The sequence below is a fragment of the Winogradskyella sp. PG-2 genome (genome assembly GCF_000828715.1).
Taxonomy (GTDB): Bacteria; Bacteroidota; Bacteroidia; order Flavobacteriales; family Flavobacteriaceae; genus Winogradskyella.
Map to the genome: position 1 here is coordinate 1,039,169 of NZ_AP014583.1, position 26,798 is coordinate 1,065,966.

At 32.4% G+C, this 26,798-nt stretch carries 16 protein-coding genes; 10 read left to right on the forward strand and 6 right to left on the reverse strand.

Features of this window, described 5'->3' with window-relative positions:
• The first annotated feature begins 30 nt into the window (after window positions 1-30).
• The 4 genes from WPG_RS04595 to polA all read left to right on the forward strand — a co-directional run bounded on the left by WPG_RS04595 (window position 31) and on the right by polA (window position 10,952).
• Entirely contained in the window at window positions 31-4,044 is a 4,014-nt protein-coding gene (locus WPG_RS04595) for an ATP-binding protein (protein WP_045469944.1), read from the forward strand.
• Between the two features lie 195 nt (window positions 4,045-4,239).
• Window positions 4,240-7,404: a beta strand repeat-containing protein gene (locus WPG_RS04600; protein WP_144374413.1), complete on the forward strand. Its 3,165-nt coding sequence runs from the start codon at window positions 4,240-4,242 to the stop codon at window positions 7,402-7,404.
• A gap of 12 nt (window positions 7,405-7,416) precedes the next feature.
• Entirely contained in the window at window positions 7,417-7,956 is a 540-nt protein-coding gene (locus tag WPG_RS04605) for a cupin domain-containing protein (protein ID WP_045469950.1), read from the forward strand.
• A 137-nt stretch (window positions 7,957-8,093) separates the two neighbouring features.
• Entirely contained in the window at window positions 8,094-10,952 is a 2,859-nt protein-coding gene (gene polA / locus WPG_RS04610) for a DNA polymerase I (RefSeq protein WP_045469953.1), read from the forward strand.
• Here polA and WPG_RS04615 read toward each other — a convergent pair.
• The 6 genes from WPG_RS04615 to WPG_RS04640 form a co-directional block, all read right to left on the reverse strand.
• Complete coding sequence (locus WPG_RS04615; RefSeq protein ID WP_045469955.1) at window positions 10,949-13,762, reverse strand: CHAT domain-containing protein; 2,814 nt, start codon at window positions 13,760-13,762, stop codon at window positions 10,949-10,951. The genes polA and WPG_RS04615 overlap by 4 nt on opposite strands.
• A gap of 65 nt (window positions 13,763-13,827) precedes the next feature.
• Window positions 13,828-14,724 carry a hypothetical protein gene (locus WPG_RS04620; RefSeq protein WP_144374414.1) on the reverse strand — a complete coding sequence of 299 codons (897 nt, stop codon included), beginning with the start codon at window positions 14,722-14,724 and terminating at the stop codon, window positions 13,828-13,830.
• Between the two features lie 10 nt (window positions 14,725-14,734).
• Window positions 14,735-15,319 carry a hypothetical protein gene (locus tag WPG_RS04625; protein ID WP_045469961.1) on the reverse strand — a complete coding sequence of 195 codons (585 nt, stop codon included), beginning with the start codon at window positions 15,317-15,319 and terminating at the stop codon, window positions 14,735-14,737.
• 9 nt (window positions 15,320-15,328) lie between these two features.
• Window positions 15,329-15,973 carry a hypothetical protein gene (locus WPG_RS04630; protein ID WP_045469964.1) on the reverse strand — a complete coding sequence of 215 codons (645 nt, stop codon included), beginning with the start codon at window positions 15,971-15,973 and terminating at the stop codon, window positions 15,329-15,331.
• 12 nt (window positions 15,974-15,985) lie between these two features.
• Window positions 15,986-19,849, reverse strand: a complete 3,864-nt coding sequence (locus WPG_RS04635; protein ID WP_045469967.1) for a T9SS type A sorting domain-containing protein — start codon at window positions 19,847-19,849, stop codon at window positions 15,986-15,988.
• Window positions 19,850-19,874: 25 nt separating this feature from the next.
• On the reverse strand, window positions 19,875-21,194 hold the full coding sequence (locus tag WPG_RS04640; RefSeq protein ID WP_045469970.1) for a DUF4412 domain-containing protein: 1,320 nt from the start codon (window positions 21,192-21,194) through the stop codon (window positions 19,875-19,877).
• A 116-nt stretch (window positions 21,195-21,310) separates the two neighbouring features.
• On the opposite strand from WPG_RS04640, the gene WPG_RS04645 reads away from it, so the two are divergent.
• The 6 genes from WPG_RS04645 (at window position 21,311) to WPG_RS04670 (ending at window position 26,792) form a co-directional block, all read left to right on the forward strand.
• Window positions 21,311-21,862, forward strand: a complete 552-nt coding sequence (locus WPG_RS04645) for an RNA polymerase sigma factor (RefSeq protein ID WP_045469972.1) — start codon at window positions 21,311-21,313, stop codon at window positions 21,860-21,862.
• Window positions 21,859-22,569 carry a hypothetical protein gene (locus WPG_RS04650; RefSeq protein WP_045469975.1) on the forward strand — a complete coding sequence of 237 codons (711 nt, stop codon included), beginning with the start codon at window positions 21,859-21,861 and terminating at the stop codon, window positions 22,567-22,569. Before WPG_RS04645 ends, WPG_RS04650 begins: the two co-directional genes overlap by 4 nt.
• A gap of 2 nt (window positions 22,570-22,571) precedes the next feature.
• Complete coding sequence (locus tag WPG_RS04655; protein WP_045469978.1) at window positions 22,572-23,528, forward strand: L-threonylcarbamoyladenylate synthase; 957 nt, start codon at window positions 22,572-22,574, stop codon at window positions 23,526-23,528.
• A 130-nt stretch (window positions 23,529-23,658) separates the two neighbouring features.
• A complete protein-coding gene (locus tag WPG_RS04660) occupies window positions 23,659-24,564 on the forward strand; it encodes a hypothetical protein (protein WP_045469981.1) in 906 nt (301 codons plus the stop codon).
• Entirely contained in the window at window positions 24,557-26,017 is a 1,461-nt protein-coding gene (locus tag WPG_RS04665; protein ID WP_045469984.1) for a B12-binding domain-containing radical SAM protein, read from the forward strand. Before WPG_RS04660 ends, WPG_RS04665 begins: the two co-directional genes overlap by 8 nt.
• Window positions 26,010-26,792 (forward strand): class I SAM-dependent methyltransferase, encoded by a 783-nt coding sequence (locus tag WPG_RS04670; protein WP_045469987.1) that lies wholly within the window; start codon window positions 26,010-26,012, stop codon window positions 26,790-26,792. Before WPG_RS04665 ends, WPG_RS04670 begins: the two co-directional genes overlap by 8 nt.
• Window positions 26,793-26,798: the final 6 nt, after the last annotated feature.

Sequence of the window (26,798 nt, forward strand, 5' to 3'; positions counted from 1 at the left end):
TTTTAATAAAACTAACCATCAAAAAATTGAATGAAGCGTAACTATTTTCTTTTAATATTAGTTATAGTTTTAAGACTTGCATTTGTAGAAGCTCAAAATTTCACCTTTTTTCATTATGGATTAGATGAGGGCTTATCCCAAGAAACAATCCGAACTATTTTAAAAGATTCTAAAGGTTTTCTATGGCTTGGAACACAAGATGGGTTAAACCGTTTTGATGGTACTTCTTTCACGGTTTATAAAAATGAGAAAAAAGATAGCTTAAGTATTTCAGGGAATTTTATTAATTCACTTGTTGAAGATAAGAAGGGTAACATCTGGATTGGAACTAATGATAATGGCATAAGCATTTATGAAACTAGCACCAATACTTTTAAACCAAACCCTATTAAAAAAGGTAATTGTAGTAGTTTATCTAGAGCTTCAAATGGTATTGTAGTAGCTACAATATTAAATGAGGGCATCTATATCTTTGATACTGAACAAACCAATTATAATGTTAAAAGAATTACTGAAATTAATGGGAAGAAATTTCAATTCAATACAACTTTCATAACGAATAACAAACTCTTTATTGGAACTGAAGAAGGCCGGCTTTTTGTTTCAAATAATATTGAAAATGAGAAAATAGCATTCAATGAGATAAAGCTCAATCAATCTATTGGAGGAATTAACACCCTTTATGCTAATAATGAGAATATTTGGATAGGAACAACCATCGGACTTTGGACTTATAATTTAAAAGATAAGCACCTGTTAAAAATACAAATGGGGAAAGTTGAAAAGTTGAATGTATCATCCATCGATTATTACAACCAATCCTATTACATTGGAACTTTTGATGGTCTTTTTATTGCATCCAAATTTAATACTAACTTAAATGAATTTGACCATGTAACTGCCTATTTTGGAGAACAAGATCATGAAAATTCCATTACTTCAAATCGTGTTTACGATACTTTTACAGATGGCGAATTACTTTGGATTGGGACTAATAACCTAGATGTTGTTGCACTAGCAGAACCTGTCTTTAAGAAGATTAATACAAATTCAGAAATTGTTTTAAATAATGCATTTATCCTATCGTTTGCCAAAAATGAAGATTATGTTTTTGTGGGTACAAGAAAAGGTATCAATTGTATAGATTCAAATGGAAAAGTCACTGCAATAACCAAAGAAAATACAGAGAATGCACTAGCTTTTAATGTCATTAGAGCAATGGCAATAGATCACAATAACTTTTTATGGGTTGGCACTATCAAAGGAGCGTCGGTAATTGATCTTAACAATTTTAATCCACGAACACCAAAAGTGAAGAGCTTTTTTCATGATATTAGAGATCCAAGCTCTTTAAGTTCAGATGCCACAAGAGGTGTACATATTGATCACAAGGGTACAGTTTGGGTAATGACTTATGGTGGTGGAATTAATAGATTTATTGGTGATGTAAAATCTGGTAAATTCAGTTTCAAAAATTATAAGGTAAATGATAATGGTAATTCTATAAGTTCAAATTTTAACTATAATATGTCGCAAGACAGTGATCTAAATTATTGGATTACATCTGAAGAGGGTCTTAATAAATTACAGTTTGAAGGGAATAACTATGAGAGTCCAAAATTTACCAATTTCTATAGTGATAACAAAGATACCTCAACATTAAGCAGTAATACAACACTCCATACATGGCACGATAAACAAGGCGCATTATGGGTCGCTACACAAGATGGCTTCAACAAGTTTGATACCAGTACTGAAACGTTTAGACGGTATACAAAAGAAGATGGATTATCAAACACCTTTGTTTACAGCATAACAGAAGATATTAATAACGATCTCTGGCTAACTACAAATGGTGGGCTCTTTAGATTTAATAAAACCACTGAAGTATTCACCAACTACGATCAAGAGGACGGTATTCAAAGCTCAGAATTTAATTTAGGAGCATATATGTATAATGACTTAACGAATGAAATATATGTAGGTGGTATTAGTGGGTTTAATATTTTTGACCCAAACGAAGTGCCTAAACTTGATCAACCTGGTAACTTGACTTTTACTTCATTAAGAATTAAGGATGAGATTATAACTCCTATAACTCATGATCAAATAATTTCTAAGAGCATCACAGAAACCAGTGAACTAACTCTGAATCATACAGATTTCCCATGCTACATTTCCTTTTCTGATTTAGATTTAAGACCTACTAAGAATAACCAATTTGAATACTCCTTAAATAATACAGATTGGAACAGTCTTTCAGGTACTAGAGAAATACCTTTATTGGATCTACCAAAAGGTAAACACACATTAATGATACAAGGACGATCTAGAAATGACTTGTGGGATACTCAACCTTTACAACTACAAATTAAGGTCCTTCCACCTTGGTATAAAAGTAATTTAGCATACGTATCATATTTGTTATTATTCTTAGGTATTATCTATGCATTCTATAGAATAAGTTTACAACGACAAATCGCAGGTCAAGAATCCAAACGCCTAAAAGATTTAGACGATTTAAAATCGCGCTTCATCACTAACATAACGCATGAGTTTAGAACGCCGTTAACCATAATTCTAGGTTATTTAGATAATTTAAAAGAACAGTTTTCAGAAAAAGATGATGTTGAAACATCTATAGAGACCATTGAACAGAATAGCAATAGTTTACTCGATTTGGTAAATCAAATGCTAGACTTAGCTAAGCTTGAAAAAGGACAGCTTAACCTTAATTTTATTCATAATGATATTGTCGTATTTACATCTCATATTGTAGATAGTTTTAAAAGCATAGCGTCAGATAAAAAGATTGAACTTAAGTTTAAAGCAGAGCCTAATGAAATTATAATGGATTTCGATGCCGAAAAAATCCGGCAGATTTTAACCAATCTTATTTCTAATGCTATAAAGTTTTCACCTGAAGATTCTGAATTAAACATCAGTCTTCATAAACTAAATTCTCCTCTACTTCAAATTGAAGTCACCGACCAAGGTTATGGTATTGCTGAAGACGAACTCCATTTTATTTTTGACAGATTCTATCAGGTTGAAAATACTGAGCATAAAGTATCTCAAGGCACAGGAATTGGCTTAGCATTAACCAAAGAATTAGTAGAACTATTCAATGGTAAAATTACTGTTACATCTAAAATAGATAAAGGCACTACATTTAATATCACATTACCAATAACCAACAAAGCAGTAACAAAAGATGTTGACCAAATAGAACAGCAAATAACTATTGGCACTGTTGTACCACAATTAAATGATGTTATTGTAGACGAAGATTCTAACAGTGTGCTCATAGTAGAGGATAATACTGATATGGCACATTATATTGCGTCTTGCCTTAAACCAGATTATAAAGTCAGTTTTGCAAAAGACGGTAAAGTTGGCTTAGAATGTGCTAAACAAAGTATTCCAGATATTGTAATTACTGATGTAATGATGCCTGTAATGGATGGTTATGAGTTTACAGAGAAATTACAGGCTAATGCTAACACCAACCACATTCCAATTATAATGCTCACCTCTAAGGCAATGCAAGAAGATAAACTTCAGGGCATAACAAGTGGTGCAGATGCTTATTTAACCAAACCCTTTCAGAAAGAAGAATTACGCTTACGCATGCAAATGTTAATTACTAAAAGAAAACAACTACAAGAACATTATTCAGTAAATAAGATTGTTGAGCAAAAAGAAGAACAGCCAAAACCAACAGATAAGAAACTCATCTTTTTAAATTCGGTTATTGATGCTGTTCACCAAAATATTGATAACTCTAATTTTGGTGCTACTGAATTAGCAATATCTCTAACAATGAGCGATTCACAACTCTACCGAAAACTCAAGGCTATTTCTAATACAAGTACTGCTGTATTTATTAGAAGAGTTAGATTAGAAAAAGGAAAAGAATTATTAAAATCTTCAGAATTATCTATTTCAGAAATAGCATACAGTACAGGGTTTAATGATCCCAACTGGTTTAGTAAATCCTTTAAAGAGGAATTTAAACAAAGCCCAACCGAATTTCGTAAATAACTGAAATTCAATATTATATTATTGTTTTAAAAAAATAATGATTGTCATTTTCTTCACTTTGACAAAATACTCCTTGCTTTTGAACAAATAATCTAGACCGTTTTTAGGGTTTAGAAATAGGTTTGTAATGCTATTAATTATAAACCATTGTTAGTTGATTTTATAGTTCACCTAACAATGAAATTCCCTACAATTATGAAAATTATACGACTAACCTGCCTGTTTTATATCGTGTCTTTTTACAGTTTTTCGCAAGTTGGTGTGGGCAATACAGATCCAAAGGCAAGTTTAGATGTTAGTTCATCTAATGTAGCTACTCCAGCAAATACAGATGGTATATTAATACCGAGAATAGACAATTTCCCAGCGACTAATCCCATAGCAGATCAAGATGGAATGATGGTATTTGTTACCGGAAATGGTACGCCAATAAAAGGGCTTTACTATTGGGATAATAATACAATATCATGGGTTTCAGTTCAAGGCTCTGATGCTGATATTGATTTTTACGAAATTGGTACAACTTCAAATCCTGATGCCATAACGGATGATATATATACATTAGGTAAATTAAAAATAGGACAAAATTCAGCTGCTACTTCATCGTTGAGTATTCATGATTGGAATTCAAATAACTCTAGCGCTTTTTCGATTTCTAGAAGTTTAAACACAGTTTCATTAAATGGACAATTTAGTGGATCTTATATCACCTTGGATGCTCAAACTTCAGATAACTATTTTGGTTATCAATCATTCCTTTCTGGAAACATTCAAGCTGAAAGCTCTAATTTTTTCGCTCAGGCCATTGGATCCCTAAATTCATTTACAAATTTATTTTCGGGACGTTTTTATTCTGCAAGTGGAAATGGACGATTATATGGTACTAATGTTAGTTTTTTATCTACCGTAACCAACACTGGTAATAAATATGGTTTTAATGTTAGTATACCTTCATCACTTTCAGGAACACACTATGGGTTATATTCAGATGTGCAAAAGAGTTCAGGCTATGCTGCTTATTTATTAGGAAGAACATCTCTAGGAAATACTTCTGCCAATCGATACTTAATGCCTTCAATAGATGGGACAGCTGGGCAGGTTATGACAACTGATGGAACAGGAAATGTTACTTTTGAAACCTTGACTTCTGGAGTAGAACGTATTAATGACTTAATTGATGGTAAAAGTGATAACGATGGAAGTGATGATGGTTCTTCAATTTTCTTAGGGGTTAATTCTGGTGCTGCAGATGATAGTAGTAGTAATCAAAATGTTGGAATTGGATACGACGCTTTATCAGCAAATACAACTGGAATACTTAATGTTGCTATAGGTTGGGGAAGTTTAAGAAATAATACCTCAAACTCTAATACAGCAATAGGCTATTTAAGTGCTTCAGGTAACACATCAGGATCTCAAAATACAGCTATTGGTAGAAACGCTTTAATTGGTAATTCTACTGGTAGTAATAATACTGCTTTAGGATCCTATGCTGGTTATTTAGCTACTGGATCAGGAAATTTGTTTTTAGGAGCTAATGCTGGTTTTAATGAAGTAACAATAAGTAATAAATTATTTATTGAAAATACAGACGCAGACGAAAATAGTGCTTTAATATATGGCGATTTTGGTACAGATAATACTATTACAGGAAATATATTACGTACTAATAGCGAATTTCAAATAGGTAATCCAACAATTACAGGCTATGCATTTCCAACCACAGATGGCACAAATGGTCAAATATTGACTACAGATGGTGCAGGTAATCTAAATTTTCAGGACATTACAGGAGATGGAGACACACAAAACACTTTAGATCAAGCTTATGATGAAGGTGGTGCAGGTGCGGGTAGGATCATAACAGCTGATAATGGTGATATTGAAATATTGGGGGATTATGGTCTAAAAGTAGAAACTAGTGCTTCTATACCTTATGGATCAACTTTTGTAAGTAATTCTCTAAATACTGACGCTACAATATTCGTTGACAATACTTCTACTAATAGCCTAAATAATAGGGCAGCAATTAAAACCTCAAATGCACTCACGGAGATGAATGTTGAAATAAATAGATCTATAGGAGGTGCACCTGGTTTGGATGTTGGTGTTTTAATAAATAATACTGCATTAATTGACGGTAAAGGTGTGTCTTTTGAATTCACAGATTTAACTACTTCCAACTTCATAATTAGAAGTGTAGGTTATAATCACGATATCGTCTATGATGGTGGCAGCGCTGCCTCTATACATGGATTTAAATCAAAAATTGAAGGTAGCGGATCTGCATATAAGTACGGTCTTGAAATAGAAATCCCAGCTTCATCATTAGGCCAGCACTATGGAATTTATTCTGATGTACAAAACCCGACTGGATATGCTGGATATTTTGCCGGCAGAGTTGAGTTCGGCCATGGTTTTACTAATAGATATTTTATGCCTGGATCTGATGGCACAAATGGGCAAGTTATGACTACTGATGGCACAGGTAATGTTACATTTCAAGATGCAACTATAAATACAGATAATCAACAAATAGATAACTTTAACTTTAATACTACCACCAACATTCTTAGTCTTGAAATGGAAGACGATGGTCAAACAGCGCAAACTGTTGATTTATCAACCTTACAAGATGGCATAGGTACAGACGACCAAAACCTGACATTATTAGGAACGAATCTCAGTATCGAAAATGGTAATTCTATAAATCTTAATACTATCAATACAGACGATCAACAAATTGACACTATTGGTTTATCTGGAACTGTTTTAGGCATTTCACTTGAAGATGATGGTGTTGGGATTGCAACTGTTGATTTATCCTCAATCAATACAGACGACCAACAAATAGACAACTTTAGTTTTAATACGTCAACGAATGAATTAACACTTGAAGTAGAAGATGATGGTCAAGCTGCTCAAACGGTTGACTTATCTAGTCTTAACCCAACTAAAGTAATGGCTCGTATCACCATGAATAACGATCAAACAGAAACTGGAAGTGGTACTACTAAAGTGAATTTTGATACGAGAGATTTTGATGTTGGCAATCATTTTAATTTAATAAATGATAATTATGTTGTACCAACTACTGGTAAGTACAGAGTTACTGGACAAATTACAATGTCATCATCTACTGATACAGGAAATTTTGCTATTAGAATTAGAATAAATAATTTTCAACAAAGACGTTCAGAATTCAATCATCATGGAAATGGGGCGGTAGTAAGACAAGTGACCTCAATATTATCATTAACAGCTGGAGATACTATAGACGTTAGTTTTGTGAGACCGTCTGTAGGTGCAACAATAGAATCTGATACCAGAGACACTTTTTTCGAAATAGAACAATTATAAAATCATATAAACATGAAACGACAACATTTTATTAAATCTGTAAGTGGATTAGGATTTTTAACCCTTATGACACAAAATTCTTTTGCTTCTGCACTACCTAAATTATTTAGCGATTTAAAATCTAAAATCGTTAAAAATAATGAAGGTAAACTACTCAATGTTATAGGTGACATACAAACCCATAAACTAGTGGGTAGTGACACCAATAATCAAATTGTTGAGTGGGTAGATAATGTAGAACCAGGTGTTGGTATACCTCCTCATATTCATACTAAAGAGGATGAGATCTTCAGAGTAATTAAAGGACAAGTTGAAATAATGGTAGATGGCAAAACCACAGTCCTAAAATCTGGTGATATGGCCTTTGCTCCTAAAAACATACCACATGCTTGGAAAGTAATTGGCACTGAAAAGGCACAAATGATGACCAGTGCATTTCCTGCAGGAATAGAACATATGTTTAACGAACTACATGAACTCCCACAAGGGCCACCTGATTTTAAAAAGGTAGCTGAAATATGTGGTAGACATGGCATCACATTTGTAACATAATTGATTGTCTTCAATTATATTTTTTGAGCAAGGAAGTCGGTGTAGGGACCGGCTTCTTTTTGTTCATTAATTAGTAAATCATTGTTTCATTTCAAGGCTTAAGTTTTGTAGTTTTATAGACTACAAAATTATATGTCATGCCAGACCAAAAAAGACTTTTCCTTGTTGATGCTTACGCACTTATTTTTCGTGGGTATTACGCTTTTATAAAAAACCCAAGAATTAACTCAAAAGGTGAAGATACCTCAGCCATTATGGGTTTTATGAACTCGTTATTAGATGTGATTAAACGTGAACGACCAGATCATTTAGCGGTTTGTTTTGATAAAGGAGGAAGTGCAGACCGTGTAGAAATGTACCAAGAGTACAAAGCCAACAGAGACGAAACTCCAGAAGGTATAAAAACAGCAGTGCCTTATATCTATGAGATTTTAAAAGCCATGCACATTCCAATCATGGTTAAAGAAGGTTATGAAGCCGATGATGTTATTGGTACACTTGCTAAAAAGGCAGAAAAAGAAGGTTACCAAACCTTTATGGTCACTCCAGATAAGGATTTTGCACAGCTCGTTTCTGAGAATATCTTTATGTACCGACCAATGTTTGGAGGTGGTTACGAAACTTGGGGAATTCCAGAAGTACAGAAAAAGTTTGAAGTTACAGATCCTTTACAAGTCATAGATTATTTAGGAATGATGGGTGATGCCTCAGATAATATTCCTGGATTGCCTGGAGTTGGACCAAAAACAGCAAAAAAGTTTTTGGCGGCTTACGGAAGTATGGAAGGTTTATTGGCCAATACACACGAGCTTAAAGGCAAAATGAAAGAGAAAGTTGAAGCTAATGGAGAACTTGGATTACTATCTAAGAAACTAGCAACCATTATGCTCGATGTTCCTGTGGACTTCGATGCTAAGGATTTTGAAATGTCAAAGCCAGATGTGCCTAAAGTCACTGAAATTTTTCAACAATTAGAGTTTAGACGTCTTATTGATAATTTCAATAAAACCTTTTCTGCAAATGCAGCTTCTGTAACTGCAACTGCAACTCCATCAGCAGATAAAAAAGAAGCACCTAAAACCACGCCAAAAGAAGAACAATCTGCAGGAGCAGGTCAATTTTCATTATTTGGTGGTGCAGAACCATCTACTGGAGATACTGAAACACCTTCAGTATCTTCGAGAAAAACAATCGAAACCAATTCGCATTTCTATCAGAGTATTGCTCCTGGTATGGCAACCAAATTGTTTGTTAAGAATTTAATGAGCCAAACGGCTGTGTGTTTTGATACGGAAACGACAGGTTTAAATCCACTGACTGCCGAGTTAGTAGGTATCGCATTTTCATGGGAAGTTGGTAAAGGTTTTTATGTGCCTTTTCCTGAAGACAAAAACGAGGCTCAAAATTTAATTGAAGAACTACGTACCTTTTTTGAAAATGAAAACATCGAAAAAATTGGACAGAACCTGAAATACGATATTAAGGTATTAGCTAAATATAATATTGAAGTAAAAGGCAAATTGTTTGATACCATGCTAGCGCACTACCTCATTAATCCTGATATGCGTCATAATATGGATGTGCTTGCAGAAACATATTTGAATTATACACCTATATCAATTACAGAATTGATTGGTAAAAAAGGAAAAAATCAACGCTCCATGCGAGATGTCCCTTTAGAAAAACAAACCGAATATGCTGTTGAGGACGCTGATATTACACTTCAATTGAAGGAACATTTTGAAAAAGAATTAGGTGAAGCGAACACACAAAAATTATTTGATGATATTGAATTGCCTCTGCTTCGTGTGCTAGCCGCTATGGAATTAGAAGGTGTCAACTTAGATAAAGCCTTTTTAAATTCTTTATCCAAAGATTTAACTAATGATATCGCTAAACTTGAAAAAAATATTTATGAGGCTGCTGGTGAAGCATTCAATATCGCCTCCCCAAAACAACTAGGCCTCATTTTATTTGAAAAACTAAAATTAGTCGACAAACCTAAAAAAACCAAAACCGGACAATATAAAACAGGAGAGGATATTTTATCCTACCTCGCTAAAGACCATGAGATTATTAAACAAGTTTTAGACTACAGAGGCTTGGCAAAACTAAAAAGCACCTATGTTGATGCCTTACCATTACAGGTTGAAGAAAGTACAGGTCGTGTGCATACCGATTATATGCAAACCGTTGCAGCAACAGGCCGCTTAAGCAGTAATAACCCAAACTTACAGAATATTCCTATTCGCACAGAACGAGGCCGTCAAGTGCGGAAAGCATTTGTACCACGCAATGATGAGTACACCTTACTCGCTGCAGATTATTCGCAAATAGAACTGCGTATTATCGCCGCTTTAAGTAAAGAAGAAACCATGATTCAGGCTTTTAAAAACGGGGAAGATATTCATGCCTCAACGGCTTCAAAGGTATTTGACGTGCCTATTTCGGAGGTCACTAGAGCGCAACGTAGCCATGCCAAAACGGTCAACTTTGGTATTATTTATGGCGTATCTGCCTTTGGCCTTAGTAACCAAACCGATTTATCTCGTGGTGAAGCTAAAGATTTGATTGACACCTACTATGAGACTTACCCAAAGTTAAAAGCCTATATGAGCACTCAAGTTGATTTTGCAAGAGATCACGGTTATGTACAAACGGTATTGGGCCGTCGTCGTTATTTAAAGGATATTGATTCTCGTAATGCCATGGTGCGAAGTGGTGCCGAACGCAATGCGGTCAATGCGCCTATTCAAGGAAGCGCCGCAGATATTATTAAAATTGCGATGATTAATATTTATAATAAGTTAACCCTCGGAAATTATAAAACAAAAATGCTACTGCAAGTGCATGATGAATTGGTCTTTGATGTCTACAAACCAGAACTCGAAGCAATGAAAACCATGATAAAAACAGAAATGGAACAGGCATTTACAATGGATGTGCCCTTAGATGTTGAACTCGATATTGGTGACAATTGGCTGGAGGCGCATTAACTATAAATTGTCGTTTTTGCTCGGATTCTACTTCGCCTCCAAAACCAAAACGCATATAGTAATACTGCGACACCTATTGAAAGCCAAATAAAGGAATAATTTGGTTCTGTAATGGGATCATTAACGCCATAAAGTACAAAACCTGCCCAATAATAAGGCTCCGCTAATTTTGTGTTTCGATTGGCATCTATATAAGCAAGTTTTGCATTTTTAAGTGCTAGTGATTTAGTTTGACCTTTTTCTAAATTCTCATAGAAAAAAACCATTATTTCTTTAGTTGGAAGATCTGGCACTTCCCATAGACTAGCAACAGTTGCTGGCACACCTGCAAAGGTAAAGGCACGTTGAAAAGATTCTATCTTAACATCTTCATTTTCTTTTCCTACACCAGTATTACATGCGCTTAAGACTGCTAAATCTGCATTGAGGCTTAAACCATATATTTCCTCAAGATATAAGTTGCTTTTATCGCTTTTACTGATATTAAATAATAATTGACTTAATCCTGGCTCTTCATTATTAACCTCTGCATGCATGGCCATATGAAGTAATCTGGCATCTTTGGCTGTTTCTAAAAATTCTTTTTTACCTGTTGATGATGCTTTGTAAATTGTAGAAGGAAATACAGTTGAAATAGCTTCTGCTTCATTTTGAGCCCCAATTAATGCCATTGGTGCACTTCTTGTTGCTGAAGCGATGGCCTTCCCTCCATAATCTGGTACATATATAGCTAAAACTTCTTCTATATTAGTTTCAGGCAATTCAGGATGAATAAAACCTAAACTTGAGGTGTAACTTACACGGTAATTATTAATTAGAAATGTATTATCCTGCTTTAAAATTTCAAATGGAAGACGTCTTAAGAGACCATCTGGATTTACTATAAGGTGCTCAATACTTGAACTCAAATCTGGAATTAAAATTGTTGCTAATTTTTTTGAAACACTATCGTCATACTGTTTTTGTTTTACCTGATTAATAACTGTAGTTATTAAATTCTTTTCAAGTTCACCAAAGGGTTTCAAAACGACATCAAAATCTGTTTTACTAATTTTAAAAATTGCAATTTCATCTTTTAAAACTATATATTTTAAAACTACATCATTAGGGTTTAGTTGCGCTTGTAATTCGGTTAGATCAAATTTTTTCTTTGTAAATAAATTTAGATTTGGGTATATCTTTTCAGAATAAACATCTGTATTTTCTATCAATGTATTTAAAGAATCTTGGCTGGAAATATTATTTTCAGATTTTGCGTAAGCCATAGCTGTTCTTAGATTCAATTTACGCTGCTGTAATGAGTCTAATTGCTGCAAACTATTAGCATGTCTGTTTTGGTTAAATCGTTTCCAACTTAATTGATTCTTTATAATTTCTGAACGATTAATAAGTTCTTGCTCATTAAAATTATTGAGCCCATAACCTTGAGCTTTCATCCTTAAAATACCTTGAATGATCTCTTTCAATAATTCATTATCTTTTTTATTAAATTTTGAACGATCATAACTATTCTCAAACTGAATAAATGCCATATAATATAACTGTGAAATTTTATATTTCACTTCTTTATCACTACCAAAATAGTTATTGAGTTTCTCTGCAATACGAAGAAAAAGCTTGGTTCTATTAAAAGATTGATTAGGCTTAAAATTGCTATAATCTTTAGCTAAAGCTGAATCCCCTGTATGCGTGGACTTAATCGCGTTATAAAACGTATTGAGTGCACTATTTTTTTGCTTCATCTTGGCCTCTATGAGGCCTTTTTGCGCCAAAAAGAAAGGTCTACGACCATCTCGTTCAGACATTTTAAGTAGTAATTTATTAATTAAAACTTTTGCTTCATTTAATCGATTTGCCAATGCTAAAACTTTACACTTATTGTATTTAAATTGTAATTCATTACCAGCATACCCTTTGTCTTCCGCATAATAAAGTGACTTGTTTATGTAGAAAAGTGCTTTATCAGTATCAACTTTTGTTAATTCATTCTCGTGTTTTCTTGTAGCATACCAATCACCAATAAGGTTTAATGATGCTGTGTAATATATACTCTCATACTTAATATTAAATGTTGTTTTTGAATGTAACTCTTCAAGTTCATTCATGTAACCGATTACTGTTAAACTGTCTGCTAGTTTAGAGAATGCATATAGCTTTTTATAAGGAAACATAACCTCGTATCTATCGTAAATACCATCTGCATCTGCACGTGACTCATGTATAGCATCTTTGTTGGCGTAGTAAATTCGTTCTGCAAGTCTAATGTAGCGCTGTGCTTCTTCTAAATCACCATTATCTGCTGCACTTTGCGATAAATAATTATATGCTCCAACACTAAAATCACCATTTATATTTTCTAACTTTTCTAGTTCTCTTACTGAATTTTGCATGCTCTTAAAACTCCTTCTAAAGAATTTTAACCCATCTTCTACATATGCTTTTCTATAATATAGAACGCCTTTTAATTCTATATCTTCTTGTGAATTTGTACAAAACTTGATACCAGACTCAATACTTTTTAAACTTTCAAATAAGAAACCTGAATTGGTTTGTGCTTCATATTGATAATTATAAAGTAATGCAATTTTTGAACTGTCTTGAACTTTTGATTCAATGATATTTGGAAGTTCATTTTTGCAAAGTTTAAGTAAATCATCATACTTTTTCTGATTCCAGAGTTTTTCAGCTTTCTTTACTATTGGCGAATTAATGGAGTCCTTTTGTTGAGAACTGACACTTTGTGCGGATATTAATATGATATTACTAACAATACATATAAATGCGTGGTTAAGCTTACAATTAAATAGCAATTAAAGATGGTTTTAAATTGGTTAAGTATTTAAAGATAAACTAATAAATCAATATAAATTTAAAATTATCTATTATCATAAAACGTTTTAAAATTTGTATCAATGGTTATGCTAATATCTTCTACTCTAAAAACTTTATGATTTGGAAATAAACCTGTCTCTACTTTTTCGCAGGGTTTTGATTTATCATTAGCTCTTGCTACGTCTGTACATTCAACAAAATGAGTTCCTTTAAAGTAGGCTCGTAATCGTTTTGAATTAAATTCAATAATATGCAAAGTACCTTTATAAGGTATACTCTCAGTATTACCTGCTGAATCCCCAAATAATATATTATAGGTAGATCTATTCTCTTTAAATTCCTCAGTTTCTTGATTCATAATAACACTATTCTCCAATGTATTTAGCATTGGTTGAGTTAAGGCTTCAATCTTTTTCATGGCTTCATCCGGAGACAATTTGCCTTCTTGCATTAATTTAGATATTTTTTTAACCTCTTCTTCAACTGATTTCTTATCGGACTTTAGACCACTAATATCTGTTTTAGATACCGCTGAATTCATTTTGTTTACCTCTTCTTCATTAAATTCATTTTCTAGCATACTTTCTTTTACATATGAAACATTAATAGATACACTATCTTCTTCTGCTATAGGAAATTTAAATCTTCTTTTGAAATCTACAGAAAGCGATAAATACAATGGCCTTGGTGCATCTTTAGGGTTATAGGTTTTGCCCTGTCGCTGTAATTCGCTAATTTTTTTTGCCCAATCCCCATTAGGACTCATGTCAATTTCTGAAATAGTAAAACTTAGAGTTTCGCCACTATTACCAATCTGAGTTTCTATAACTTCTGCTGGCTTAAAGGTTTTTCCGTTGTAGGTTACGTTTTGTTGAGCACTCAGCATCATTAAAGTACTAAATAATACTATTGCAAAGAATGTGACTTTAGAATTTCTCATCTGGTTTTATTTAGAATAAATTAGTGTTTTTTGCAATGCTAATAGCAACATTCTTAACATCTGCTTCATTATCGATTTTATTTTTTGCTTTCATTTTTGGAGGCACAGTAATCATTACATCGTAGCCTTTCATTTTAATTTCGAGCTTTTTTTGTTTACCAATCCAGATGGTTGCCATACCTAAATTAGGTACATACTCGGCAGATTTAAATCGTTTTTTTCGCATTTCCCAACTTTCTTTCCAGCCGTCTCCTTCAGATTTATTTTCGGTAATAAAAATTGAACCTCTTATATACTGGCTTAGGTCATCAAAAAAAATGACATTGAACTGGCAATTTTTATTAATAAATGAACTTCCTGCATCAAATTTTACTGATGTAGCATTATCATAGCCTTTTAATATTGCAGCCTCGTCTAAAAACTCACATAAGTCTTCAGGTAATTCTGAAAAGTTCTTTTTATTTCCTTTAAAACTATCGTTGACAAAACTGGTATCTCCATAGTCTTGACCAACAACTGTTTTTTGATCGCCATTACATGAGTTTAGTAAAATAACTAATACTAGTGCTAATCCTATAATTTTTATATTTTTCATAATAATTTATTAGTTAATATATCCTGCAGCTTTTACCATTGCAATTGCTACTTCTTTATAATCTCTATTTTTTGACATCTCATCTTTATTGGTTATATTTTTTGGAGGGTAAACCATTAACGTATAACCATCGAACTTAATTTTAAGTTCTTTTTGTCGTTCGTTCCATAATGCAGCCATTCCCATATCACTAATCCATTCTGAGGATTTAGACATTGATTTTTTTAAAGCCCAAGCCTCTTCCCAGTTTTCACCACTACCTGCGGTTTCTGCAATTTCGCCCATCATTTCATCTTTAGCTATTTCTCTAAATAAAGCAATAGAACCACGCAACCACTCATAATCATTTTCACTGGTTTCAATATAAAACCCACATTGCGGCTCTATATCCTTGCGAAAACGGTCTGATTTTTTGTTATCCATGAGATGGATTTCATCTTGAGACACCTTATAAATGTTTGCCAAAGCACTCATAGACATTTGTTCACACGCACTATTATCTTTATTATAGTTAATTAGATTGCCTTTAAAGTTTTTATTGACAAAACTAGTATCGTTCATTTCAGAGACTTCAACTGTCTTTTTATCTCCTAAGCATGAATTTAGTACAAGCATTATTGAAAGTAGTAATGATAATTTTATTGTTGTTTTCATCTTAAATTGAGTTTATTTTTTTATGATTTTAATTTGAGAAGTTCTTTCGGAATTGATAACGTTTAGTATATAATTACCCTTTGCTAAATGACTTAAATCTAATTGCATGGTTTGCTTATTTTCAGAAGTTTTAGTGTCAATAATCCTACCCATTAAGTCATAAACCTCAACGGTATAATTTCCTGTTTCTGGAAGTACTAATTCTAAACCATCTATAACCGGATTTGGAAACGCCTTAACATGTATACCGTTATCAGAAAAATCATTGATTGATAAGGCTAATTCTACAAATTGGTGCTGTGTTGTATTTGTAATAATTGGTGGGTTTTGGTCAAAATAAATGGCTGCTGTATTCTCTACAATTGTGTTTAATGCTATACCTTCTATTGGTCTAACTGCAAACTTTACATAACCTTGACTTGCATTAGGATCATTTGCCGTATAATCTAAAAATATGTCCTCAAAGAAAAAACGAAGTGTTGTTTTTCCATCAATAAACAATTCATCTAAAACAACCTCGTGGCTAGCTTCTATAAGCTGAATAGAATTAACGTCTAAATTAGGATCTAGTTCATCTAAAACATAAATGTCTTTAGCCGAAAAATTACCTTCATTTTCAAATCGAATTGTATAGGTTAAATAAGGGGTGTCAATATCAATTTCATTTAATATATTCGGTAGTCCTGGTGATACAAGTTTATCATTTGGATCATAAGAACTAGCTATTTCTGTATTCTTAGGTAACGGAGCGTAAACAGGACCTTCTGGTACAAAAGGATCAGTTACAGGATTATTAGGATCTAAAAATGGAGGTAAATCTTCTGGAAATCTTAAATTTGGATTATCCTCAGGCCTAGGAATAAGCGGTATATTAAGTGACCCATCATTTTCATCTAAATTATCGGCACCCACAAACGATAATCCGTATTCAATAGTAGAGCCATTTTGTTCTGGTGCAAATAAATCAGTTGCCACCTCAATGATAATCATATCCTTTGCATCTAACTGGTCAATTGTAAAATCTATGGTAACAGTATCAGAATTGGTGTTTATTTGTGGTGTTGTAGTTAAAGTATTTACAGTATAATTAGTATTACTGTCATTTACGCTCCAGTTGTTGCTTTTTGGTTCAATTATAGTTTTATAAATTACAGGTATATCTGTTTCTGAGGTTACTCTATAAACTTTAATATCATTAATTTGCGGAAGAATATTATCACTATCTTCATCTTTATTCTGATATAGAAATTGAAAATTGAGATTAGTAAAATTCTTATCTGAAGAAATATTTCCGATGGCTGTTGTAAAGGTATTTTCAAACCCATCTCTAACAAATCCCCAAGCTCCTAATTTCTCAGCTGATTTAACTAATAAGGCGTCAATATATCTTGCTTGCAACTTCAAAACACCTACATCAGTATCTTGATTAACATCTGTAACAGTAAAATTTATATTTGGAGTTTCTGTAAATATATTGGGATCACTACCAAGGAGAATTATTGTATAATCTCCTTCACCTTGATACAAAAATTCAAATTCGCCATTAGACTTTGAAACTGAATACCTAGTGAGTGTACTCCCATTTTTAGTAATTGCAAATCTTTGATTTTTATACAACTCATTGGCATCTAATGCATCATTATTATTAGCATCAAAATAGACTTGTCCTTTAATTCTAAAAGATTCAAAATTTGCAGGAGGAAGATTGGCATTTGATAAAGTGATTTTTAACCAATCCCCATTAGATTGTGTCCATATATCACCATTAACATCAATAGTAACTGTGTTTGTTAAACCAAAATTTATTTTGGGTAGAATGCTTTCTTCAGTGCTAAAACTACTTGTAAGACCAAGTTGATAAGACTCCGCATTAAGACTTCCGAATGGGTCTAAAATCCTTGCAAGTTTTGGAGAGTTGAGCATCAATATCAAATTACCCATATCATCTGCAGCACCTGCTCGTATAACTTCAAAAGAAGCAAAACCTAAATCTTCTAAGACAATAGTGGTAATATTACTCTCTTCTAATAAAAAAATTGTGGTTTGTGAGAGAAATGCCATTTTGCCATCGGGTAAAGTAATTTGCTGTAATGCATTACTACCACCATTAGGGAAGGGATTTATAGAATATTCAAAAGAAAGCGTTTCTGTAGTTTCGGTAGCCCTATTAAATCTGTTTATAATGATTTCATTAGTGCTCGTATTAACTTCAGAATAGATTGCATAACCAAAACTATCTGCTGTCACAGGGTTATTAGAATCATAATTATCTAAAGTATAAGTAGCAGTTTCATTATCCTGTTTGTAAATATGTAAAATACTAGGCTGCCTATCAAATAACCAAAGTTCATCTTGGTATGTAGCTAGCCAATCTGGATCGAAACCTAAATCTGCATCATCATCTAATTTTTGTATTAATGGTGCATCATATCTATACAAACCACCACTAGTAGCATTGGGTCTATCATTTTCATCTCTTACCAGAATCTGGTCTGAACTAAAAAATTCTGTAACACCAAAAATATCATCATCACTTAAAAAAGTAAGAATATCATCGGTTTCATTTAACCACCAGGTACCACCATTTGCAGCAGCTACAGAAGCATCCATATTGTTAGAAAAACTAGCATTGACCTTTGCCATTTTAGCAGAGATATTACCAGGAGCTTCATCATTAAAGCCACGCCAAACACCATCGGTTAGTTTTAAAAACTCAAAAGGTTTTTCAGTACTAGAACCTATTACACCACCTGAAGCAAAATAAATACTTCCATTAAATGCATCTATTGCCTTTGGACTTTGTACAAGCGGAAAACCTAAATCTTCTATATCGTCCTCTGGTATAAAAGTCCAAACAGGTTGGGTAACATCACTTGGGTCTAAAATAATTACACCATCATATAAACCTGCTATAGCCCAAATTAAACCATCTGGCCCAATAGTAAGATCATTAAAACTATAGTTTCCATTTCCTGGGTTTTCCAACTCGAAGAAATCAAATTCTTCTGTAGTCGGATTAAATCTCGCTAAACCTCCACCGTTAAAAGGTGCAAAAGCTATCCATAAGTTCCCAGAACCATCAGCAGTTATTTTAGAAATGTTTTCTGCAGGAAGACTACTACTATCATAAATAACCGTAGGATTATCACCATTCAGGTCAATCTTATATAATACCTCACCACCTACATATAAAAACCCGTTGACTACTGCGGAAGCATTCCAAAACACAATATTGGTAGATAAACCAGAAATTACACCTAAATAAAGTAGCATATTGTTCTCTAAACTAAAGAGACCGACCTGATTATTTATTCTTGCTAGTATATATGTGATCCCAGTGGCTGGGTCGTAAGCAAATTTTCTCGCTTGAGGTATTTCACTAAACGATTGTTCATAATTAATTGTGTCAAAACTCAATGTATTTAGATCTAAATATGTAAGACCACTTAAATTACTGTTAGAAGTGGCAAATAACAGTTTTCCATCTGGTGTAACAATACCATCTTCTGAAGTAATATTGAAAGATAAATTTTCTCCTGGTATAGCTAAAGCTGGTATATTCTGCCATGTACCATCTGCGCTATGAATTGAATATCCTTTAGATGTAATAAAAACCTCATCATTATTAAAATAATTCTGGGCAATCTTTATAACACTATCAGAATTTAGACCATAGCTTTGTTCTACAACACCCAAATTATTCGCGTCATCACAAAATGTAATTTTATTTTCTGCTTCAGGAATTTCTGTACCACAGGAATTAGGGTAAAATGTAATTTTAGTACCAGTGGTATAATTTTCAATTTTTTCCACTTGTGCTGATAGTGTCAAACAAGTGAAGAAATAAATACTTAATATTAAGTAGCCTTTTTTCATAATTTACGTATTTGAGATTTTTAGGTTAAAACATCTTTCGATAGTCTTTTGGATTAATAGTTTTATTGATATTATCATTTATAGCAATAGTTTCACTGGTCATATTTCCTTCTTTAGATGCTGCGGTATATTCCATAATATGCCCTTTAAGAATCTCTTGATTTTGAATAAACCAATTTGGTAGATTAATATCTGGTGCAACCCAAAGATTCATTTTTACATCACTATCTGACATTGTATATTCATAGCATGTTGCACCAAGAATGGTTTTCGTTTTTCCTGTTTTTTTAAGATTAGTATAATCATAGTTTTCCATTTGGTCCGTTGGATTTTGCATTTGCTGACCTCCCATCATATTCTGCGACATTTGCATTTTCATACCTTGTGTTTCAACAAAAATGTGTGAGTTTCCTTTGTCCATAACTATAATAGATTCACCAGCAATTTCTTCATCTGAATATGCTCCCATATCAACCATTATTCCCATATATGCTTCATTAGGGTTTAAGAGATAAGACATCTCGTAAGAGCGATTTTGTTCTGAAACTGTTACTTTTACTTTAGTTTCAAAAGTGAATTGATAAGTACCTGGTTTTGCTCTACTAATTGCCGTTTCATTTACAGTATAGTCAGCATCATTTTGTGAAGACTGTTTTTCCTTTTTAACCGTTTTATTATTGATAAATTGAGGTGAAGTTCCATCAATGCCTCCTCTCACAATAGCTTCATAAAAAGTTTCAGAATATTCATCAGAATTGGCACTAAGACGTGTTACTTTTCGTAAACTCACTCTACCGTTAAATGAAATCTGAATGGCATCCTCAGAAAGTACATCAATAGTTACTTCACCTTTAGAAACATCATAGGTTTGATAATCATCAGTAACAGCTCTTTTGTAATCGTCTTCGTCTTTTTTATAATGCGGTAATAATGGATCATAAGATAATTTTAGCGTTGCTTCTTCAGGAATTTTAAACGTGCGCTTAACATTTTCAGTTTTATTTGTATCGTGTCTTAGATCGTCCCCGGTTTTAATAGTGAGATAAAACCCATCATGTATATCTGCATCATGAGACCACCAAGATGTACTAAAATTGTAAGTATCATTATTACGTTCTACATTAATTTTTTTAACTTCAGATATATCTACTGAGTCATAAGTATTAGAGTGTGTTATAATAACACTACCAAAACTTGGGGTTTTTATTGGCTCCTCTTCAATATCTTTTTTTCCTGAAATTACACTTTCAGCTTTTGCTTTTAATTTCTTAAATATTTGAGCTTCAGAATCTTGAATCGAAAAAAAAATTAGTAAAATGAGTAAGAATTTTAAAAGTGTTTTCATTGTGATTTTTAAATTGATTACACCTTTTGTACTTCCAAAAAGAAAAAGGTTAACAGCACCTGAAAAAAAATTATCTTTGCTTTAGTTGTTAACCTTTAATAAGGTAATTCTACTAAGTGAATAAAGACCTAAAAGAGCAAAATCTTGAAGAACGATTAAGAGCAGAAGATAAATCTGCACTAGATATTGTTTACAAAAATTATAGAAGTGAATTTTTGAATTACGTAAAACGTTATGAAATTGATTATGAAACGTCTTTAGATATTTTTCAGGATGCCATAATTGCGATGTATCAAAATTTTGCTATAAAAAAAATCTATCTAGAAAAAAGTACTGTTAAAACTTATCTTTTTGGAATTGGTAAGCATAAGACATTTAATTATTTAAAATCAAAAAATAAACACCTTCGCATTGTAAACGATGTTGAAGATTATGAAGAATTAGACATCGAAGAACCTAGTTTAAATTTTTACCAGAAGCAGCTTGCCAAACAGCTCAATCAAATTTCAGAAAGCTGTAAAGAAGTTCTCAAACTTTATTACTATAGAAACTTAACCATTAATGAGATTGTTGAACAAACCCATTATAAAGATGCCAACACAGTAAAAAGCCATAAATCTAGGTGTATGAAACGATTAAAATCATTGGTTAATAGCAAACAACAATGACTCGAGAAGAATTAATACAAGGTTACTTTAAAAACACTTTATCAGATAGTGAGGTGCAATCGCTTAAGAAACGTTTAAAAACAGATGCTGATTTTAAAGCTGAGTTTGAAGATTATGAAAATATACACCTTGCTTTTATAGAAAATGAAAAGAAAGTGCTTAAAGAGCGTCTGAAAAATTTGGATAACACTGGTTTAACTGAGTCAAAAAGCTGGTTGCAATCGTCGTGGCTACGCTATGCAGCAGCAAGTATAATAGTTATTGGTTTGTGTTATACATTTTTATTCCAAAACTCAGAGAGTATGTATGAGACCTACTTTGATGTCTACCCTAATGTAGAGCAACCAGTAGTAAGAAATAGTAGTGCTAATAATGATGGATTTTTAGCTTATGAGAATGCAAACTATCAAAAAGCGGTCATAGAATTCGAATCTCTTCTAGAGTCTATTGATAATCCAAATATCAGATTTTACTATGCGATGTCTTTAATGAATTTAGGCAATATCAATGATGCAGGTAAACAATTGGAATCGTTACTAGCTACTGATTTTGAGTATAAAGCAGAGACATTATGGTATAACGCCCTTATTTATGTTAAAAAAGATAATATTGATTTAGCCATAGCCAATCTTAAAACTTTAGATAGTTCTAATTCTTCATTTAAATCTAAGGAAAGAAAGTTACTTTTGCAGAAATTGGAAGACTAATAATGTCTATTATCTCAAAAGATATATCAAAAGCAGTTGCTTTATTAAATACTGAAGAATTAGTTGCTATACCTACTGAAACGGTTTATGGTCTAGCAGGAAACATCTATAGTGAAAAAGCAATAAAAGCAATTTTTGAAACCAAACAACGCCCGTTTTTTAATCCGCTTATTGTCCATGTTCCTTCTATTGATTATTTAGAAAAAATTGTAGATTCTATTCCTGAAAAAGCAAAGCTTTTAGCTGAAGCGTTTTGGCCAGGACCAATTACTTTGGTTTTAAAAAAGAAAAACACTATTCCAGATATAATTACAGCAGGAAAAGATACTGTTGCTATAAGAATTCCTAATCACCCAACAACTTTAGAACTGTTAAATCATTTAGATTTTCCCTTAGCGGCACCTAGTGCTAATCCTTTTAATAGAATAAGTCCAACTACAGCTCAACATGTTGAAACTTATTTTAAAGACAGCATAAAAATGGTATTAGATGGTGGCGCATGTAAAAGTGGCATTGAGTCTACAATTATAGGTTTTGAAAATGATGAGCCTATTATCTACCGCTTAGGATCAACATCCATTGAAGATATTGAAAGTGTCATTGGTAACGTCAAAGTAAAAAACAAAAAGGACGTTGCACCCGACGCTCCTGGAATGCTTGAACGTCATTATGCGCCAAAAACCAAAACTATTTTAACTAATAACTTGGCTAAATCTCTTAGAGAAAATAACGGTAAACGAATTGGCCTGTTGGTGTTTAACGATATTATGAATGATGATAACATAGACTTCAAAATTGTATTATCAGAGAACAACAATCTTCAAGAAGCCGCAGCAAAACTTTACGATGCACTGCACCAATTAGATGAACAAGATGTAGACATCATCATTGCTGAAAAATTACCCGATTATGGATTGGGTAAATCTATAAATGATAGATTACATAGAGCAACAAAATAAATTCGATTATTATCAGTAGTTTTTAATACTAAGTTGTTCTATAATAAAGAATTAATAATAATCTCTGTAATAAATAAGTCTATTAATATAAAATTATGCCTTATTTTTATAAAAATTTGCTACCAAATCAATGAATGCTCTAAAAGTTATAATCTACTTTTCTATCTTTAAATACCCTCTAACTAAAGAAGAAATATTCTCATTTTCTTCATCAAAAACTATTGAAGACATTGAGCTAGAATTACATAATTTAGTTGAAAAGCGTATTGTATTTAAACATGGAAATTATTATTCTGATGTGAATGATCAAACGCTTGTTGATAGACGGTTAAAAGGAAATAAAATGGCACAAAATATTATGCCTAAAGCTCTAAATCGGGCTAAGCTTATAATGTCATTTCCTTTTATTGAATCTGTTTCAATTTCTGGTGCTCTATCAAAAAACTATTATGATAATGATGGTGATATCGACTTTTTTATCATTACTAAACCCAATCACTTATGGTTAGCGAGGACATTACTAATAACTTACAAAAAGTTGTTTTTATTAAACTCTAGAAAATATTTCTGCGTTAATTATTTTATAAGTTCTGATCGTTTCGGTATTGCTGAAAAAAACACATTTACCGCAACTGAGTTAATGACTTTAATCCCTGTTTATGGTAAAAATATATTCAATCAATTTATAGATAGTAATCGCTGGGCCAAAGACATCTACCCTAACAAGGATATTAATAAATTTTATCTGTCTGGATCTACTCCAAAACCTTTCTGGAGCAAAACTTTAGAGTTTATCTTTAATAATGCAATAGGTAGAAAAATAGACCCTTATTTTAAGAAGATAACACTCAAAAAGTGGAAGTCAAAGTTTAAACATCTTAAGAAAAGTGATTTTGAAATCGCCATGAAATCAACTAACGATGTTTCCAAACACCATCCCCAAGATTTTCAAAGTCGTGTAATTGGTTCTCTAAATAAGCGCTATAATGAAAAAAACGAAGTATTTAATCTTAACTTAACTATGGAAAATGCTTGATGTTGTTTTTTCTCATTCATATTACTATAAATTCGATCCAAAACAATGGAGAAATAAAACTCCCTATCCACCTTTAGGCACTTTATATGCTGCATCTTACTTAAGAGAAAATAATTACAATGTTGGTGTTTTTGATGCCAATCTTTTAGACAATCCTGTCGAAGTAAAACCGTACTTAGTAACTCATCAACCAAAAACATTTGTGCTTTATGATGATGGTTTTAATTACCTCACAAAAATGTGTTTAACCACAATGCGTGAAGCTGCTTTTGAAATGATTAAAATTGCAAAAGCTTTAAATTGTAATATTATAGTTTGTAGTTCTGATTCTACGGATCACTATGAAAAATATATCGCAGCTGGTGCAGATTTTGTAATACAAGGAGAGGGAGAAATTACATTAAAGGAGCTTATAGATGCGTTAGAACAAAAAGCAGATCCATCACAGATTAAAGGCCTCATTTTTAAAAACGAAGATGGTATTATTAAAAATCCTAAACGAAATGTGCTTAGAGATTTGGATGAACTCCCTTTACCTGCTTGGGATTTAATAGATATAAAAGCATATAAAGACATTTGGGAAAGTGGTAGAAATGAATTCACCTTAAATATTGCAACTACAAGGGGTTGCCCTTTTAAGTGTAATTGGTGTGCTAAGCCTATTTATGGAAATCGTTATAATTCCCATTCGCCAGAATATATTACTAAACACATTAAATATCTATCAGAAACTTATGGTGTCAATAGATTTTGGATGTGTGATGATATTTTTGGATTAAAGCCTAACTGGGTTCAAAATTTTAATATTGAACTAAAAAAAGAAAAACTTCCTATTTCTTATTACATACAAAGTCGTGTTGATTTATTGCTAAAAGAAGATACCATTGATGCTTTGGCTGAAAGTGGATTAGAAGAAGTATGGGTTGGTGCAGAAAGCGGCTCACAAGCCATTTTAGATGCTATGGATAAGGATACAACAGTAGAACAAATTTATGAAGCTACACGTTTGTTAAAAGAAAAAGATGTTCGAGTCGCATTCTTCATCCAATTTGGATATTTAGGTGAAACTAAAGAAGATATTGCTAAAACTATTGCAATGATTAAAGAATTAGTTCCAGATAACATAGGTGTTTCTGTTTCTTACCCATTACCTGGGACAAAATTTTATGACAAAGTTAAAGATGACTTAAAGCTAAAAGCTAACTGGACAGACTCTGACGATTTGGCTATGCTGTTTAAAGGTACTTACAGCTCTACATTTTACAGAAAATTACAACGCTATGTTCATAAGGAATATCGAAAAAGTCAGGCCTTTCAGAATATCAAGTCAGTTTTTAAAAATCCATTAAAATTATCAAGACATCAATGGAGGTCACTCTTGTTATTAGGATATTATATTCCATCTGCATTTATAGATAAGCTTCAACTTAAAACCATGGAACATAATGCCTAAGGATTTTGACAAAGCTTCCGTTAATTATGATAACACCTTTACTTTTTCAAACATAGGTAAAGCACAACGCAAAATGGTCTATAGGGACCTAAACCCTATTTTAAAACAAGATAAAAAACTATCAATTTTAGAATTGAATTGCGGCACAGGAGAAGATGCCATTCATTTTGCTCAATTACAACATAATGTTTTTGCCACTGATATTTCTGAAGGTATGATTTCTGTTGCCAAAAATAAGTTGTATCCAAAAAATCTTAAATTTTCAATACTAGATATCACAACAATTAGTGAAACTACTTTTAATGAGAAATTTGATTTCATTTTTTCAAACTTTGGAGGTCTAAATTGTTTATCTACAACTCAACTCGAAACATTTTTTAAAACTTCAGCTCAATTATTAAACCCTAATGGTAAGATGGCAATCGTCATTATGCCTAAAAAATGCCTCTGGGAACGTCTCTATTTTAGCTTAAAAGGTGATTTTAAAAATGCCAAAAGGCGTCAAACAAATAAAAGTATAATTGCAAATGTTGAAGGATTTACAGTTAAAACTTGGTATTACAATCCTGAAGAAATAAAAAATTTAACTAATACATTTTACAACATAAAAAAAATTAAACCGATAGGATTAACCATTCCTCCTTCATATCTTGAAAATTCATTTTTATCCAAAAGACCATTTTTATCAGTTTTTAAACAAATTGATGCTTTAATTACGGGTTCGTTTTGGGCAAAATATGCAGATCATTTTTTAATTGAATTACAGAAAAAGTAAATATCA

Coding starts and splice junctions, on each gene's coding strand:
- WPG_RS04595 (WP_045469944.1), top strand. CDS start 31: ATGAAGCGTAACTATTTTCTTTTAATATTAGTTATAGTTTTAAGACTT.
- WPG_RS04620 (WP_144374414.1), bottom strand. CDS start 14,724: ATGAGAAATTCTAAAGTCACATTCTTTGCAATAGTATTATTTAGTACT.
- WPG_RS04665 (WP_045469984.1), top strand. CDS start 24,557: ATGCTTGATGTTGTTTTTTCTCATTCATATTACTATAAATTCGATCCA.
- WPG_RS04660 (WP_045469981.1), top strand. CDS start 23,659: ATGAATGCTCTAAAAGTTATAATCTACTTTTCTATCTTTAAATACCCT.
- polA (WP_045469953.1), top strand. CDS start 8,094: ATGCCAGACCAAAAAAGACTTTTCCTTGTTGATGCTTACGCACTTATT.
- WPG_RS04670 (WP_045469987.1), top strand. CDS start 26,010: ATGCCTAAGGATTTTGACAAAGCTTCCGTTAATTATGATAACACCTTT.
- WPG_RS04630 (WP_045469964.1), bottom strand. CDS start 15,973: ATGAAAACAACAATAAAATTATCATTACTACTTTCAATAATGCTTGTA.
- WPG_RS04605 (WP_045469950.1), top strand. CDS start 7,417: ATGAAACGACAACATTTTATTAAATCTGTAAGTGGATTAGGATTTTTA.
- WPG_RS04600 (WP_144374413.1), top strand. CDS start 4,240: ATGAAAATTATACGACTAACCTGCCTGTTTTATATCGTGTCTTTTTAC.
- WPG_RS04640 (WP_045469970.1), bottom strand. CDS start 21,194: ATGAAAACACTTTTAAAATTCTTACTCATTTTACTAATTTTTTTTTCG.
- WPG_RS04655 (WP_045469978.1), top strand. CDS start 22,572: ATGTCTATTATCTCAAAAGATATATCAAAAGCAGTTGCTTTATTAAAT.
- WPG_RS04625 (WP_045469961.1), bottom strand. CDS start 15,319: ATGAAAAATATAAAAATTATAGGATTAGCACTAGTATTAGTTATTTTA.
- WPG_RS04650 (WP_045469975.1), top strand. CDS start 21,859: ATGACTCGAGAAGAATTAATACAAGGTTACTTTAAAAACACTTTATCA.
- WPG_RS04635 (WP_045469967.1), bottom strand. CDS start 19,849: ATGAAAAAAGGCTACTTAATATTAAGTATTTATTTCTTCACTTGTTTG.